We start from the raw sequence: 15,045 nt of genomic DNA on the forward strand, positions 1-15,045 counted from the left end.
GCCGGAACGGCACCGCCCGCCCGCGGCAACGAGAAGTACACGCCCTGAAACCCCCTGCAAGAAGGATCCGACCATGAGCACACCGCGGAATTCCCCGTCCTCCCCGGCGTCGTCGTACAAGAACGCGCAGACCCGGACCGTGTCCGTGCACGGCACTGACTTCGCCTACCGGGAACTCGGTCCCGAGGGCGGCGTGCCGCTGATCCTCCTGATCCACATGGCCGGAGCCCTGGAACACTGGGACCCGCGAATCGTCGACGGGCTCGCCGCGCAACGCCGGGTCATCACGTTCGACAACCGTGGGGTGGGGGAATCGAGCGGCTCCACGCCGGACACGATCGAGGCGATGGCTCGCGACACCGCGCTGTTCGTCCGGGCCCTCGGGTTCGAACAGGTCGATCTGCTCGGCCTGTCGCTGGGCGGCTTCATCGCACAGGTCATCGCGGAAGAGGAACCCCTCCTCGTCCGTAAGGTCATCCTCGCGGGCACGGGTCCCGCCGGGGGCGCCGGCATCGTCAAGGTCCCGTCGATCGCCGTCAAGGCCACACTCAAGGCCGGCCTGGCCCGCCGGGATCCCAAGCTCTCCCTCTTCTTCACCGAAACCGCGGCCAGTCAGCAGGCCGGACGTGCCTTCCTGGAGCGGCTGAAGGAGCGCACGCACAACCGCAGCAAGGACATCGCGCTGCCGTCGCTCCTGGCCCAGTTCAAGGCGGTCAAGCAATGGGGCCGCCAGGCACCGTCGGACCTGTCGAACATTCACCAACCCGTCCTCGTGGTAAACGGTGACAACGACCGGATGGTGCCCAGCCACAACACACTCGACCTGGCCGCACGCCTGCCCAAGGCCGAACTCGTCCCCCTCTACCGGGATGCCGGGCACGGGGCAGTCTTCCAGTACCCCGATGAATTCGTGACGAGGGCGCTCACATTCCTCCGCTCCTGAACCTGAGCCACACCTTGTGACAGCTGAATGACACTGGGCCGGAATGTGCCTTCCGGGTATGCCGTTGATGGGGGTAAAGAAGAGAAACAGTGTGGGAGTTGTGAAGCAGCGAGCGGGGAACGTATGCGCATTCAGGTACTCGGGCCGGTGACCGTCTGGCGGGGCGACGAGCGCCTTGCTCTCGGTTCGCCCCAGCGCCGCGCGATCCTCGCGCTGCTCGCCGTGTCCCGCGGACAGCAACTCCCGTACGCGGGACTGGCGGACGCCCTCTGGGGTGAGCGACCACCGGCGAGTGCGTCGAACGTCATCCAGACCCACATCAAGCACCTGCGCCACGTACTGGAACCGGGACGCCCGCCACGCGCCGCCAGCACGGTGCTGCCCCGGCTCGGTGACGGCTACGCGCTGCGCGTCCCGTACGACGCCATCGACCTGCTGCGCTTCCGGACCCTGGTGGCCGCGGCGGAGAACGCGCGCCGGGACGACGGGACGGGCGAAGCCGGCGCGGACGACGGTCGGGTGCGGGCTGCGGCGCTGCTGTCCGACGCGCTCGCGCTGTGGCAGGAGCCGCCCCTCGCCGATCTGCCCGCACTCGCCGCCCACCCGACAGTCGTCGCACTGGCCGGTGAACGACGGGGCGTGCTGGCCCAGTACGGCGACGCCATGCTGGCCGCGGGCAGGGGCGCCGATGTCCTCGCCCTCCTGGAGGAGGCGGCGACCGCGCAGCCCCTGGACGAGGACGCCCAGGCCCGGCTCGTCCGGGCGTACGAGGCGGTCGGGCGCCGCGACCGGGCGGTCGCCGTGTATCTGCGCAGCCGCCGCAGGCTGGCCGACGAGCTCGGCGTCGACCCCGGACCGGAGCTGTCCCGGGCGTACACCGCCGTACTGCACCGCACCGCTGATTTGTCCGGCACCGGCCACGCGCCACTGCCCGTACAGCTGTCCGCTCAACCGTCCCCTCAGTCACCCGCGTCGCCCGCGCGGTTACCGGCACAGTTGCCGGCCGACGTGCCGGACTTCTCCGGCCGGGACGCGGAGTTGTCGGCCCTCGACCAGTTGCTGACCGGAGGTGCGGGCAACCCGACGGCGATGGCCCTCTCGGTGGTGTCCGGAACGGCCGGAGTGGGAAAGACCGCGCTGGCCGTCCACTGGGCGCACCGGGCGCGCGACCGTTTCCCCGACGGCCAGCTCTACGTCAACCTGCGCGGCTACGACCCCGACCACCCCGTGTCCCCCGGCGCCGCGCTCACCCGCTTCCTCACCGTCCTCGGTGTTCCCGGCGACGCCGTGCCGCTCGACGTGGACGACCGCGCGAGCCGCTACCGCACAGAAATGGCCAACCGCCGGATGCTGGTGGTCCTGGACAACGCCCTGTCCGAGGAACAGGTGCGACCGCTGCTGCCCGGCTCGCCGTCCTGCTCCGTGGTCGTCACCAGCCGGGACAGCCTGACCGGCCTGGTGGCCCTGCACGGCGCACGGCGTGTCGGCCTGGGCCCGCTCCCGCCGCCCGACGCGCTCGCCCTGCTGCGCACGCTCGTCGGCGCCCGGGTCGACAACGAGCCGGAGTCGGCCACCACCTTGTCCGAACAGTGCGTACGTCTCCCGCTGGCGCTGCGGATCGCGGCCGAACTGGCCGCCGCCCGTCCCGAGTTGCCCCTACGTGACCTGGTAGCGGAGCTCGCCGACCAGCAACGCCGACTGGACCTCCTGGACGCGGGCGGCGACCGGCGCGCGGCGGTGGAAGCGGTGTTCTCCTGGTCGTACCAGCATCTGCCCGCTCCTGTGGCCCGCGCCTTCCGTCTGCTGAGTCTGCATCCGGGACCGGAGGCCGACGCCCACGCGGTCGCGGCCCTGACGGACACCGGCAGCCCCGACACCCAGGCCGCCGGGACGCTGAACCTCCTGGCCCGGGCCCACCTGCTCCAGCCGGGCCGGTACGGTCGCTACGGCATGCACGATCTGTTGCGCGCCTACGCGTACCGCCTGGCCGGCACCCATGACTCCGAGACCGACCGGCAGGCGGCGCAGACCCGCCTCTTCGACCACTACGTGAGCACGGCCGCGGCCGCCATGGACGCCCTCTACCCCGCAGAGCGGCACCACCGGCTCGCGGTCGCGGCCACGGAGTACGTCCATGTCCCTCCGCTCATCGCCGCCGGCGACCAGGACGCGGCGCGTGCCTGGCTGGACGCCGAGCGCCCGGCCCTGGCCACCGTCTGCGCGGTCGCCGAGGACCGCGGCAGCCCCCGGCACGCCGTCCGGCTGGCCGCCCTGCTGTTCCGGCATCTCGACGCCGGTCACCACACCGAGGCGCTGGAGGTCCACCGGCATGCCCTCCATGCCGCGGAGACCCTGGGTGACCTGAGGGGGCAGGCGCACGCCCTGACCAACCTCGGTGTCGTGCACTGGCGGCTCGCCGACGCCGAATCGGCCGCGGCCCACCTCGTACGCGCCCTGGATCTGCACCGGCGTACCGAGGACCTCGCGGGCCAGGCCAGAGCGCTGTCCAACCTGGGCAACGTCCACTGGCGGCTGGGCAGCCTCCACAACGCCGCCCGCGACCATCAGCAGGCCCTCGCCCTCTACGCGGAGACCGGCGACCAGGTGGGCCAGGCCCGTACCCTGACCAACCTCGGCAACGCCTTCCTGCGGCTGGGCCGGTGCGAGCAGGCCGCCGACCACCAGCGGCAGGCCCTCGCCCTGCACGAACTGACCGGCGACCGGATCGGCCGGGCGCGCACCCTCTGCCACCTCGGCAACGCGCTCCTGCGGCTGCACCGGTACGAGGAGGCGGCCGACCACCAGCAACAGGCCCTGGCCCTCTACCGGCAGCTGGGGCACCACGGCGGCGAGGCCTACGCACTGTCCGGTCTCGGTGAAGTCCGGCTTCGGCAGGGCGCGTTCGAGGCCGCGGCGGGCTACCAGCAGCACGCCCTCGAACTGTTCCGGCAGCACGGGGAGCGCTACGGTGAAGCCTCCGCGCTCAACGGCCTGGCCGAGGCGCTCCACGGCAGCGGCCGGTACGACGAGGCGCTGACCCACCACTCCACCGCCGTGACGGTCGCGAACGGCACCGGCGAGCGCGACCAGTTGGCCCGTGCCCGTGCCGGTGCCGAACGCGCCCGGCAGGCCCTGCGGTCATGGGCCCGGCCGGCCGTCGCGTCGACGGCACCGGGCCCATGACCCCCCGCGCGGGCCTGCGTGTCAGGGCGTGCCTGTCACGGCGTGGGGTCGAGTGCGACGGCCACGTCGGCCATGGGGATCGGGAACTGCCCGACGTTGGTGGTCTCCCCGGTGAACAGATTGACGGTGTAGAAGGTCGCCGCGCCGCTCGACGAGAGGAGCGTGGCGAAACCCGTCACCGTGATCGTCTTGCCGGCCGACAGGTCGCTGAAGATGTCGAAGCCCGCGTTGGGGGCGGCGTCCACACCGAGCGAACCGTTGGCGACCAGCAGCCCGTTGGCGGGCGGCGACTGGATGAGCAGCTGGTCGGTGACCGTGCCGACGTCGTACAGCGTGGTCCCGGTGGTGCCGTTGAGGTCGTTGTTCGTGTAGGCGACGGCGCTGACGCCTGAGGTCGACGCGCCGTCCGTGGTCAGCGGGGTGTTCGTGGCCGTCTGGCTGTTGGCGAGGTTGTGCGCCAGGTTCTGGTTGGTGTCACTGACGATCCGCAGCCGGTCGGCCGCGGGGTTGAAGTCGACACCGAAGTTGTTGCCCTGCAGCGGAACACTGAGCTGCGAGACCTTGGTGACCACCACGCTCGAGGTCGCCGGCGGAGTCGAGATCGTGTAGACACCGCCGTGGTTCCCGACCCCGTACATCAGGCCGTTCTGCACGCGGAAGTCGATCCCGACCAGCTTGGTGTCACCGATGAGACCGGTGACGACCTGGACCCAGTTGAGCGTCCCGGGGGTGTCGGTCCAGAACGAGGACATCAACGTCCCGTCGGGCGAGATCCCGAACGCCTGCAGACGGGGCGTGGCGGCGTAGCTGGTGCTCGGGGTTCCCACCACAAGTGCTGCGACGGCGGTCGCGGCCGCGACGACCGCGGCCATTCTCTTCCTGCTCTTTCTGACGCCGGCTTTCATGGGCTGTTCCCTCCCGGTGAGCTGGTGCGCGGTAAAGGCGAGCACAAGCTATGCGGCGGGACTGGACACCCACTGGACGGTGATTGAACCGGCCGGCGGTCCGGGCCGAGCGCCCGGGATTCAGCGCCCTGGGTGCTGAATGCGTTCGTTTTCCTCAATTGGACCTCAGGGCGTCCGCGAGCAAGGCTGGAGCGCACTTCCTCCTGCACAACACCCGAAAGAGGTCACGAGCACATGCAGACTCGACGCATCGGTGACGTGGAGGTCAGCGCGATCGGCCTGGGCGGGATGCCCATGTCGATCGAGGGGCGGCCGGACGAGGCCCGTTCTATCGCCACCCTCCACGCCGCGCTCGACGCCGGCCTGACGCTGATCGACACGGCGGACGCCTACCACCGGGACGCCGACGAGGTCGGTCACAACGAAACCCTCATCGCCAAGGCGCTCGCCTCCCATGAGCGCGGCCCGGACGTCCTGGTCGCCACCAAGGGCGGGCATCTGCGTCCCGGTGACGGCAGTTGGACCCTGGACGGCTCCCCCGCCCACATCAAGGCGGCGTGCGAAGCGTCCCTGCGCCGCCTGGGCGTGGAGGCCATCGGCCTGTACCAGTTCCACCGCCCCGACCCCAAGGTCCCGTACGCGGAGTCGGTCGGCGCGGTCCGGGAGCTGCTGGACGAGGGGAAGATCCGCCTGGCCGGTGTCTCCAACGCCGACCCGGACCAGATCCGGCTGGCGAACGAGATCCTCGGCGGACGTCTGGTCTCCGTGCAGAACCAGTTCTCCCCGGCCTTCCGCTCCAGCGAACCGGAGCTTCGACTGTGCGACGAGCTGGGCATCGCGTTCCTGCCCTGGAGTCCGCTCGGCGGCATCTCCCGGGCCGGCGACCTCGGTTCGGCGTACGCTCCCTTCGCCCGGGTCGCCGCGGCGCACGGCGTGAGCCCGCAGCGCGTGTGCCTGGCCTGGATGCTCGCCAAGTCGCCGGTGGTCGTCCCGATCCCCGGTGCCAGCCGCCCGGAGACCATCCGCGACTCCGCGGCCGCCGTGGACCTGGTGCTCTCTGCCGAGGAGACGGCCGAGCTGGACGCCGTCTGACCCCTGGGCGCCCGGCCCGCCCGGGCCGGGCGTCCTCTCCCCGCGGCGTCAGGATCCGCTCAGTATCATCAGCGGACCGACCCGGGAGGGAACCACAAAATGATCATCTTCGGCACCAAGGGATACCTGTACCAGCTCGCGATGCTCACACTCGTGTGCGGCCACTGCGGCAATCCCTCCGCACACGCGCTCAGGAAGCGCGTCACGAAGTTCACTCTCTTCTTCGTGCCCCTGTTCCCCTTCTCCACGAAGTACTCGACGCAGTGCACCTTCTGCGGTGCGGAGCAGAAGGTGACCAAGGAGCAGGCGGAGCAGTTGCAGTCGCAGGGGTCCGGCGACGGCGGCCGGTCGGGCAAGCCGCAGCAGTCGTACCGGCCCTGAACAGGGGCGAGGAGCGCAGCCGTTACGGCTACCGCTCCTTCCCCTCCGTCTGCTCCGTCCGGTTCAGGCCCCGGGCGATCTCCTGGAGGATCTCCGGTTCGGACTTCCCCGTCATGTGAGCCAGCTGGTTGAGCAGCAGTGCGCACAGCGCCGTCGAACCGTCCGCCACCTGATCGAGGTTTCCGTCGGACTCGCGACGTTCCGTCATGTACGTCGTCATGAGGTCGTTGCCGGAAATGTATGCGGTCATGGCCTCGATACCGAGGCGCACCCGGTCGTAGTCATTGGCTGGCATGGCGCCACCGTTCCATGGACGCGCTGGTCCGCGCCACTCCCACCGACGCAGGCAGGGCGCCGGTGCGCCCCGAGAGCTCATAAGTCCACCTTATGACCCCATAACCCCAACCCCCGTACTAGCTTAGGCTTGCCTTAGTTTAGGCTTCCTTCGAAGATCTCTTGTCATCGCTCGAAGGGAACCTGATCATGCCTCGCCCTCTGCGGGTGGCTATTGTCGGAGCCGGCCCCGCCGGGATCTACGCAGCCGACGCCTTGCTGAAATCCGCAGTGGCGGCCGAGCCCGGTGTGTCCATCGACCTCTTCGAGCGGATGCCGGCCCCGTTCGGTCTGATCCGGTACGGCGTCGCCCCCGACCACCCGCGCATCAAGGGCATCGTCACGGCCCTGCACCAGGTGCTCGACAAACCGCAGGTCCGTCTCTTCGGCAATGTCGACTACCCGGGCGACATCAATCTGGACGACCTGCGCGCCTTCTACGACGCGGTGATCTTCTCCACGGGGGCCACGGCCGACCGGGCGCTCGACATAGCCGGCGTCGAGCTGGACGGCTCGTACGGTGCCGCGGACTTCGTGTCCTGGTACGACGGGCATCCGGATGTGCCGCGTACGTGGCCCCTCGATGCGCAGAAGGTCGCGGTTCTCGGGGTCGGCAACGTCGCGCTCGACGTGGCGCGCATTCTCGCCAAGACGGCGGACGAACTGCTGCCGACAGAGATCCCGCCGAACGTCCACGACGGGCTCAAGGTAAACAAGGCCCTGGAGGTCCACGTCTTCGGCCGCCGCGGCCCGGCGCAGGCCAAGTTCAGCCCGCTGGAGCTGCGCGAGCTGGACCACTCCCCCACCATCGAGGTCATCGTCGACCCCGAGGACATCGACTACGACGACGGCTCGATCGCGACCCGGCGCGGCAACAAGCAGGCCGACATGGTCGCCAAGACGCTCGAGAACTGGGCCATCCGCGACATCGGTGACCGGCCGCACAAGCTGTTCCTGCACTTCTTCGAGTCGCCGACCGAGATCCTCGGCGAGGACGGCAAGGTCGTCGGTCTGCGGACGGAACGGACCGCTCTCGACGGCACCGGCAACGTGAAGGGCACCGGCGAGTTCAAGGACTGGGACCTCGGCGCGGTCTACCGCGCGGTGGGCTACCTGTCCGACAAGCTGCCCAAGCTGCCCTGGGACGTCGAGTCGGGCACCGTCCCGGACGAGGGCGGACGGGTGATCCAGGAGACCGGCGAGCACCTCGCGTCGACGTACGTCACCGGCTGGATCCGGCGCGGCCCCGTCGGGCTGATCGGGCACACGAAGGGCGACGCCAACGAGACGGTCGCCAATCTGCTGGACGACCACGCCAACGGCCGCCTCCTCACGCCCGCCTCGCCCGCCCCGGAAGCGGTGGACGCCTTCCTCGGCGAGCGGGACGTCCGCTTCACCACATGGGAGGGCTGGTACCGGCTGGACGCCGCGGAGAAGGCGCTGGGTGAACCCCAGGGCCGCGAGCGCGTCAAGCTCGTCGAGCGCGAGGACATGCTCCGGGCCAGCGAGGCATAAGCACTGACGCAGTAGCAGCAACGACGGCTCGGCCCGCGATGTCCCGCAGGCCGAGCCTTCGTCTGTTTTCGGCCGTTCGAAGCCGTCATCCGAGTTTGTCCGGGCCGCCTGCGCCCGCGTCCCCTGGCGTCTGCGCGCGCAGGGTGCGCAGGGCCAGCAGGAGTACGCCGATGTCGTCCAGATAGACGGGGTCGGGCATGAGGTCGGTCGGGAGCACCAGGTAGAGGACCGCTCCCCAGAAGACCCAGCGCGGACCCGTCGGCAGGCCCGCACGGCGCAGGTCCCGGCGGGTACGCACCAGCCGCACGAGCAGGGTGCCGGCCACGGCCAGCGCGACTGCCGCCAGGACCGCGATGACCAGGATCACTGTCGTCGTGGAATCCACTGCCCCTCCCCGCCTGCCCGTACAACGCTTCGCTCTCGCACTTCGACTTCCCCTTCACCGCGTCTCCACGCCGCGACCGCACCGCACACGCCTCGCACGGACAGCGCATTTGAGACAGCTCGGGGCGAGCGGATAGTACGGACCTTATCCCGGTGCGGCGAATTTCCGCAGGTTGCGCCGGGGAGCAAAGTGATCTCGGAGAGCAGGAACGAGCCAGGGACCGACAGCAATTCACAGCCGGTTGATTGTTCCGGAGTGCCGCTGCCATAATCCGCTTCCTGACCCGTCGCCACCCCCGACGGGGCCACCGGAGTGGACACAAAACCCCCCGATGCTCCGCTCCGGAATTCACTCGGAGAAACGTCCGGATTCACGATTCCCTTACCAAGTCCGCACAAGAGCGCACGACATAATGCAGCAAAGAAGGTGCGTTTATGTCCAGATATTTCACCCGCCCGGACGGGCCGCCCGCATATAACCCATCATTCACCGAACCCACACCGGGCCAGGCGATACACAGCCATCCTGAATTTCAGTCATTGCGCAAGGAGTACCGCCGCTTCGCCGCGGCGTCGACGGTTCTCGCCGTCGGCGGATTCCTGCTGTACGTCCTGCTGTCGAACTTCGCGCCCTCCGTCATGAATCAGCCGCTGGCCGGCCATCTGACGCTCGGACTGGCGCTCGGACTGGGGCAGTTCGTGCTGATGGGTGTGACCGCCTGGCGGTATGTACGGCGGATGCGCACCCGATTCGATCCGGTCGCCCGGGGGCTGCGCGCCCAGTTGGAGCAGCGCCGGCCCGATCACCACCGTGCGGCCGAGCAGACCGGATTCCGCCCGCGGGCCGAGAGGGAGTACCGCACGTGGTGACGACCATCGGTGCCGGTGTTGTCGACCCGTTCAGCCGGCAGTTGACCTTCGTGCTCTTCCTGTCGGTCGTCGTGGTCACGTTGTTCGCAGCGCTGCTGATCGCCCCGCAGCGCGACGAGGTCGGCGAGTTCTACCTCGGCAACCGGGAGATGTCGCCCCTGCGCAACGGGCTGGCGATGTGCGGGGACTATCTGTCGGCCGCGACCCTGCTGGGCAGTACCGGGCTGGTCGCCCTCACCGGCTACGACGGGCTGCTGTACCTGGGTGGCACCACGGTCGCCTGGATGATGGTGCTCCTGGTGATCGCCGAACCACTGCGCAACTCCGGCAAGTTCACCCTTGGCGACACTCTGGCGTTGCGGCTGCCGAGCGGGAAGCGGTCGGTCCGGCTCGCGCTGTCGATCTGCACGCTGGCCATCTGCACGCTCTACCTGGTGGCCCAACTCGTGGGCAGTGTCGCGCTGTTGACCCAGTTCACCGGCGTGCCCAGCACCACCACCCGTACGTTGTGCGTTGTCCTCATCGGCACCATCGTGATCGTGTACGCCTCGCTCGGCGGTATGCCCGGCGCGACCTTCATCCAGGTCGTCAAGGCCGTGATGCTCATCGCCGGTGTCGCCGTCACGGCCGTCATGGTGCTGAACCGCTTCGACTGGAACGTCAACGCGCTCCTGGAGGCCGCCACCCAGAACAGCGGCATCGGCCAGCGGTTCCTCGAACCGGGTCTGCGCTACGGCGGCAGCACCACCAGCAAACTCGACTTCCTCAGCCTCCAGTTGGCCATCGTCCTCGGTCTCGCCGCGCTCCCCCACGTCATGATGCGGCTGCTCGCCCCGCGCTCCACCAACGTCCTGCGCTCGTCGGTCGTGTGGGCGGCGGGTCTGGTCGGCTTCGTCTGTCTGGCCGCGGGCATCCTCGGCCTCGGCGCCACCGCCCTCGTGGGCCGCGAGTCCATCGTCGACACCGACCCGAAGGGCGACGCGGCCGTCCTGCTGCTCGCGCAGAACATCGGCGGCGGGGTGCTCACCGCGCTGCTGTCCTGCCTCGCCTTCGTCACGCTCCTCGCGGTGGCGGCCGGGCTCACCCTCGCCGCGGCCTCGTCCCTCGCCCACGACCTGTACGGCGAGGTCATCCGCAAGGGGCGCGCCACGCAGGCCGAGGAGCTGGGCGTGGCCCGGCTGTCCGCGGTCCTCATCGGCGTGCTGGGGATGGCGCTGGCCCTCCTGTCGTGGGAGACCAACGTGTCGACGCTGGCCTTCCTCGCCTTCGCCATCGCCGCGTCCGCCCTGCTGCCCACGCTCCTCTACAGCCTGTTCTGGCGGCGCTTCAACTCCCGGGGCGCGCTGCTCAGCCTGTGCGGGGGCCTGGTCTGCTCGGTGCTCCTGGTCGTGTTCTCGCCGGTGGTCTCCTCCACCGCCTCCTCCATCTATCCGTCGGCGGATTTCGCCTGGTTCCCGTTGCAGAATCCCGGCATCGTCTCCATCCCTGCCGGATTCTTCCTCGGCTGGCTCGGCACCGTCCTCGCCCCTCGTCAGGAAACCGCGGCGTACGAGGAGTTCGAGGTCCGCGCACTCATCGGAGCCAACGCCGAGCAGTGAGTACGTTCCCGGCGTCCGGGGTCCGGTCCCACGTCATGGGCGTGGGACCGGGCGTCCGCGCGCCCAGTCCAGCAGGACCAGGGAGCACAGCGCGGCGAGCGCGCACCACGTCGACACGAACTCCAGTCGCCACAGCACCCAGCACACCGGTGCGCCCGCGCCGGCCAGGATCCCGAACAACAGCAGCCGGCGGTCGCCGGAGAGGAGCAGGGAACCGACCGTGGCGAGCAGATACCCGGCGATGAGCAGTCCGGCGTGGGAGAGGTCGACGCCGTACCCGACCGTGCGGCCGCGGATGTCAGCGCCGACCGGGTGACGCGACAGGTTGTACGCGAGGGCCGTGCTCGTCGCGATGCCGATCGCCAGCGGCGCCAGCAGGCGGCGCCTCGCTCTCTTCGGGGCCGCGCACAGGACGGCCGCCGGTACCCAGAGGGCCAGCACCGGGAGGGCGATGAAGGCCCAGGCCAGGGTCGCGGGGCCCGTTCCGCCGTCCGCCCGCCAGACCAGGGACTCGACGACCTGGTGGGCCCCCAGGAGCAACGGCAGCGCGGCCAGCGGCAGATCACGGCCTCGGCCCGCCCGCGTCACACTGGTCACGCTCGCCACGCCCACGGTGGCGATGCCCACGCCCGCCACCAGATCCGCCGTCGCACTCCAGCACATCACGCCGCCACAGGATCCGTCGTCGCACGCCTCGGTCTCACAGCGGATCACGGTACGACTCGGCCCGCGCGCCGGGCCTGCGGCGGAGCGCCGGTCAGGCGGGGCGGTGTGCCACCACGGCGAACATCGTCACCGACATGTGCAGTGCGCCGTGCTCCGCCGCCTCGGCGAGGTCCGCGTAGAGGCGGTCGCGCTGCGCCTCGGTCATCAGTCCGCGCCGTACGGTCGAGTCGCCCAGCATGTGGACCAGTGGCCAGGCCACCGTCGTGTTGTCCTGGATCAGCGCCTGCGAACCCTGGTCGTCGATCACCAGCCCCGCGCCGGTCAGCTGGCCGGCGAGCCGGCGTCCGGAGTACGGGTTGGCCGCCACGCTCAGGACTCCCGCCGTGAGCGCGGCCACCGCTTCGGGGTCGCCGGGGTGCAGGAGGGCGGTGCCCCAGTCCGAGTCGAGGAGCGCCACGCGCCCGCCGGGGCGCAGCACCCGCGCGATCTCGCCGACGGCCTTGTCCGGTTCGGAGAGGTGTTGCAGGACCCGTTCGCACCAGACCACGTCGACCGTGGCATCGGGCACCGGGAGGGCGAGCGCGTCGCCGTCCAGGAAACGGGCCGGGCTGCCGGCCGCCGCCGCCCGCTGCTCGGCCACCTCCCGCAGGGCCGGGTTCGCCTCGACGCCCAGGGCCTCGCCGGACGGGGCGACGGCCGCCGCCAGGGCCAGGGTCTGTGATCCGGTGCCGCTTCCCACGTCGATCACGCGCTCACCCGGACGCGGGTCCAGCGCGGTCTGCGTCCAGGCGCGCAACCGTCGTACGCCCTGGGCCGCGTCCTGCGTGTCCAGGGCCGCCACCATCCTCGCCAGGTCCGCGGTGGAGAAGTTGCGCGCGTGGAAATCCGACGTAGGCCGTGTGTCCCCCATACGGCCCAGCGTATGGGCCTGTTTCCCCGCCGGCCACCGGAAAACGTCAGGTCCTGCCCGATCCCCCGCTGCCGAAGGAACCGCTGTTGCCGGGGGTCCAGCGCGGGCGGCTCTGGTCCTCGCCGCGTTTCGTTCCGGAGGAGTGGAGGTTGTGCGGCATGAGCCGCTCGCTCTCCTGTGAGGCGTGCGGCACCTCGTCGGGCTCGCGCCTCTCCCGCTCCTCGTGCACCGGCCCGGACTCCGGCAGCCTGGGCTGCTCCTCGGGCCTGGGTGGATCCGATTCCGCCCGGCGCACCGTCATTCCGAACCGGACGGCCCAGATCAGCAGGCCCGAGACGATCAGGCCGCCCGCGAAGGCGGCGATCACATTGAGTACGTCGCTCGACGCGGCGAGTACCTGTCCTGCGTCTGCCGTGTTCATGGCCGCCGAGTTCCCACGAACCGGCCGGATACTCGCGGCGAACGGCGCGGGTGCGGGGACACGGCCGCACCCCCGTGCCGGCCACGCCCCCGCGCCCGCGGGCCCCGAGGCCGGATTCCGGCCAGGCGCCACGTCGTGGGCGCCGACGCTCCGGCACACCTTTTGGGGAGGTGCACGTACCGGAGCACCGGCGTCCAGATGAACCTACGCGCGTGGATGCAGGGTGTGTATCTCGCCAATGCCCTCTCGCGTGCACGGAGGACTCACTCGTGCACAGTCACGTCCGGATGGTCCCGCTTCGCCCGCCCGACGGCGGGTTCGTCGAGGTCGCCGAGCGCCAGATGGGCGAGGACCACCTCGTACAGGTCGCTGCCGCCGGCGAGAAGCTGGCGTTCGAGGACGGGTTCCGCGCCGCGTACGTGGTCGCGCACGGTCTGCGCGTGGATGCCGAGCATGTGCGCGGTGCGTTCCGCGTTGCCGCCGGCGGCTATCCAGGTACGGACCGTCCGCCGCAGGTCCCGCGTGTCGGTGGTGAGACGGCCGAGGAGGCTGTCCGCCCAGGCGCGGAGCGGTTCCGTGCGCAGCAGTTCGCTCAGTCCGGCCGGCGGGGGCGCGGGCGGGCGCGGTCCTTCCGGGGCCGCCGCCTCGGTGTTCAGGGCCAGTTGGACGGCGGCGCGGGTGGTGAGGTCCGAGAAGTCGGCGTCGAGCAGGCCTTCCAGGCGCTCCATCCGGGCGCGCACGGTGTTGCGGCTGACGCCGAGAATGATCGCCGTCTTGACTGCGGTGAACTCGAAGCCGAGACGGGTGGTGGCGAGGAGTTCGGCGCGGGTGTGGTGGCGCAGGTCGTCGAGCGGGCGCAGCAGCCGGTCCGACCAGCCGCGCAGCGCCGCCGGGTTCATCAGCCGCTCGGGGTGGGTGCGTTCGGCGTACACGGCGGCCCGGTCCGGGCGGAAGCGGGCCACGGCGAGGGCACTGATGGCCTGTCCGTACGCCGTGGCGGTCTGGGCCAGACTCTGCCGGGCGCTGCCGCCGATGAACGTGCCGGGACGCCGGCCGACGAGGGCGCGCAGTTCCTCACCTGCCCTCTCCTGGCCCCGGTCGACGGGCGCCACGACGATCAGGTGCTCGTCCACGGCCGGGCAGCGGACGATGAGGGCGTGTCCCTCCGCCGCCGCCTGGCAGTCCTCGGCGAGGTCGTCCCGTTGCGCGGAGTGGCCTTCCAGGACATAGACGCAGGCGGTGTCGGTGTCCAACAGGCCGGGCCAGAGACCGGCGGCCACCCGGCGGGCCGCGATGATGTCGGCCACCATCAGCAGCTGGAGGATGGCCAGCTTGAGGTCGGAGGTCGCCCGGCCGAGCCGGTGAGCGGCGCTGATCGTCTCGCGTTCCCGCAGGAGCAGTTCGAGTACCCAGACGGTGCGGGCGACGATCTCCGCGGCGCGCTGGTCGAAGGGTTCGGTCCTGGCCACCGCGAGCACGCCCTTGGTGACGGGATGTCCGAGTCCGGCCAGCCGGACATGGCGTCCTCGTGTGTGCACCGCGGCGGAAGCGATCCGGCCGGTGGCCACCTCCGTCACCAGATCATCGTCGGCGAGCAGCCGGGTACCGGCGAGGAGGGTGCCGACCGGGTCCTGGAGGGACACCTCCGCCTCGACGGCGCCGGCGAGCCACTCGGCCACCCGGCCGAGGTCGCGCGCGCCCGGCCGCAGGTGGTCGAGGAGTTCGTCCACCCACGTGGGGGCGGTCCTGCTGCCCGGCACGGCAGCTCCCTGGTCCATCACGTTCACACCGCATTATGGCCGGGCCGCCGCCTGCCCCCACGCCCGGGCCCGGTAGCTGCGCGG

General features: G+C 70.7%; 14 protein-coding genes. 7 read left to right on the plus strand and 7 right to left on the minus strand.

The annotated features are described in order from the left end of the window. Positions 1–73: 73 nt before the first annotated feature. Positions 74–943 carry an alpha/beta fold hydrolase gene (locus ACH4TV_RS42170; RefSeq protein ID WP_398406688.1) on the plus strand — a complete coding sequence of 290 codons (870 nt, stop codon included), beginning with the start codon at positions 74–76 and terminating at the stop codon, positions 941–943. 123 nt (positions 944–1,066) lie between these two features. Beyond that, entirely contained in the window at positions 1,067–4,126 is a 3,060-nt protein-coding gene (locus ACH4TV_RS42175; protein ID WP_398406689.1) for an AfsR/SARP family transcriptional regulator, read from the plus strand. Between the two features lie 35 nt (positions 4,127–4,161). Here the strand turns inward: ACH4TV_RS42175 and ACH4TV_RS42180 are convergent, their stop codons facing one another. Further along, entirely contained in the window at positions 4,162–4,998 is an 837-nt protein-coding gene (locus tag ACH4TV_RS42180) for a DUF4394 domain-containing protein (RefSeq protein WP_398406690.1), read from the minus strand. Positions 4,999–5,265: 267 nt separating this feature from the next. Here ACH4TV_RS42180 and ACH4TV_RS42185 point away from each other — a divergent pair, with 267 nt between their 5' ends. Together ACH4TV_RS42185 and ACH4TV_RS42190 are read left to right on the plus strand one after the other, a co-directional pair. Then, the gene (locus tag ACH4TV_RS42185) at positions 5,266–6,123 is read left to right on the plus strand and encodes an aldo/keto reductase (RefSeq protein ID WP_398406691.1); all 858 of its coding nucleotides are present in this window, start codon (positions 5,266–5,268) and stop codon (positions 6,121–6,123) included. A gap of 99 nt (positions 6,124–6,222) precedes the next feature. Then, positions 6,223–6,504 carry a zinc-ribbon domain-containing protein gene (locus ACH4TV_RS42190; protein ID WP_398406692.1) on the plus strand — a complete coding sequence of 94 codons (282 nt, stop codon included), beginning with the start codon at positions 6,223–6,225 and terminating at the stop codon, positions 6,502–6,504. 28 nt (positions 6,505–6,532) lie between these two features. On the opposite strand, the gene ACH4TV_RS42195 is transcribed toward ACH4TV_RS42190, so the two are convergent. Then, positions 6,533–6,799, minus strand: a complete 267-nt coding sequence (locus ACH4TV_RS42195; RefSeq protein ID WP_398406693.1) for a hypothetical protein — start codon at positions 6,797–6,799, stop codon at positions 6,533–6,535. Between the two features lie 188 nt (positions 6,800–6,987). Between ACH4TV_RS42195 and ACH4TV_RS42200 the strand changes: the two genes are divergently transcribed. After that, positions 6,988–8,352, plus strand: a complete 1,365-nt coding sequence (locus tag ACH4TV_RS42200; protein ID WP_398406741.1) for an FAD-dependent oxidoreductase — start codon at positions 6,988–6,990, stop codon at positions 8,350–8,352. A gap of 85 nt (positions 8,353–8,437) precedes the next feature. Here the strand turns inward: ACH4TV_RS42200 and ACH4TV_RS42205 are convergent, their stop codons facing one another. Then, entirely contained in the window at positions 8,438–8,737 is a 300-nt protein-coding gene (locus ACH4TV_RS42205; RefSeq protein ID WP_398406694.1) for a DUF1232 domain-containing protein, read from the minus strand. Between the two features lie 539 nt (positions 8,738–9,276). Between ACH4TV_RS42205 and ACH4TV_RS42210 the strand changes: the two genes are divergently transcribed. Both ACH4TV_RS42210 and ACH4TV_RS42215 read left to right on the plus strand, forming a co-directional pair. Continuing rightward, positions 9,277–9,606 (plus strand): DUF485 domain-containing protein, encoded by a 330-nt coding sequence (locus ACH4TV_RS42210; protein WP_398406695.1) that lies wholly within the window; start codon positions 9,277–9,279, stop codon positions 9,604–9,606. After that, positions 9,603–11,204: a cation acetate symporter gene (locus ACH4TV_RS42215; RefSeq protein ID WP_398406742.1), complete on the plus strand. Its 1,602-nt coding sequence runs from the start codon at positions 9,603–9,605 to the stop codon at positions 11,202–11,204. Before ACH4TV_RS42210 ends, ACH4TV_RS42215 begins: the two co-directional genes overlap by 4 nt. Positions 11,205–11,237: 33 nt before the next feature. Here ACH4TV_RS42215 and ACH4TV_RS42220 read toward each other — a convergent pair whose 3' ends face one another. From ACH4TV_RS42220 to ACH4TV_RS42235, 4 genes are all read right to left on the minus strand, one after another. Further along, on the minus strand, positions 11,238–11,867 hold the full coding sequence (locus tag ACH4TV_RS42220) for a DUF6629 family protein (RefSeq protein ID WP_398406743.1): 630 nt from the start codon (positions 11,865–11,867) through the stop codon (positions 11,238–11,240). Between the two features lie 94 nt (positions 11,868–11,961). Beyond that, a complete protein-coding gene (locus ACH4TV_RS42225) occupies positions 11,962–12,780 on the minus strand; it encodes a methyltransferase domain-containing protein (protein ID WP_398406696.1) in 819 nt (272 codons plus the stop codon). 46 nt (positions 12,781–12,826) lie between these two features. After that, positions 12,827–13,201, minus strand: coding sequence for a DUF6479 family protein (locus ACH4TV_RS42230; RefSeq protein ID WP_398406697.1), 375 nt, complete (start codon positions 13,199–13,201; stop codon positions 12,827–12,829). 263 nt (positions 13,202–13,464) lie between these two features. Next, positions 13,465–14,961: a helix-turn-helix domain-containing protein gene (locus ACH4TV_RS42235; RefSeq protein ID WP_398406698.1), complete on the minus strand. Its 1,497-nt coding sequence runs from the start codon at positions 14,959–14,961 to the stop codon at positions 13,465–13,467. Positions 14,962–15,045 lie beyond the last annotated feature (84 nt).

Source organism: Streptomyces sp. NPDC020898, assembly GCF_044333925.1.
In the GTDB taxonomy this organism is placed as follows: Bacteria; Actinomycetota; Actinomycetes; order Streptomycetales; family Streptomycetaceae; genus Streptomyces.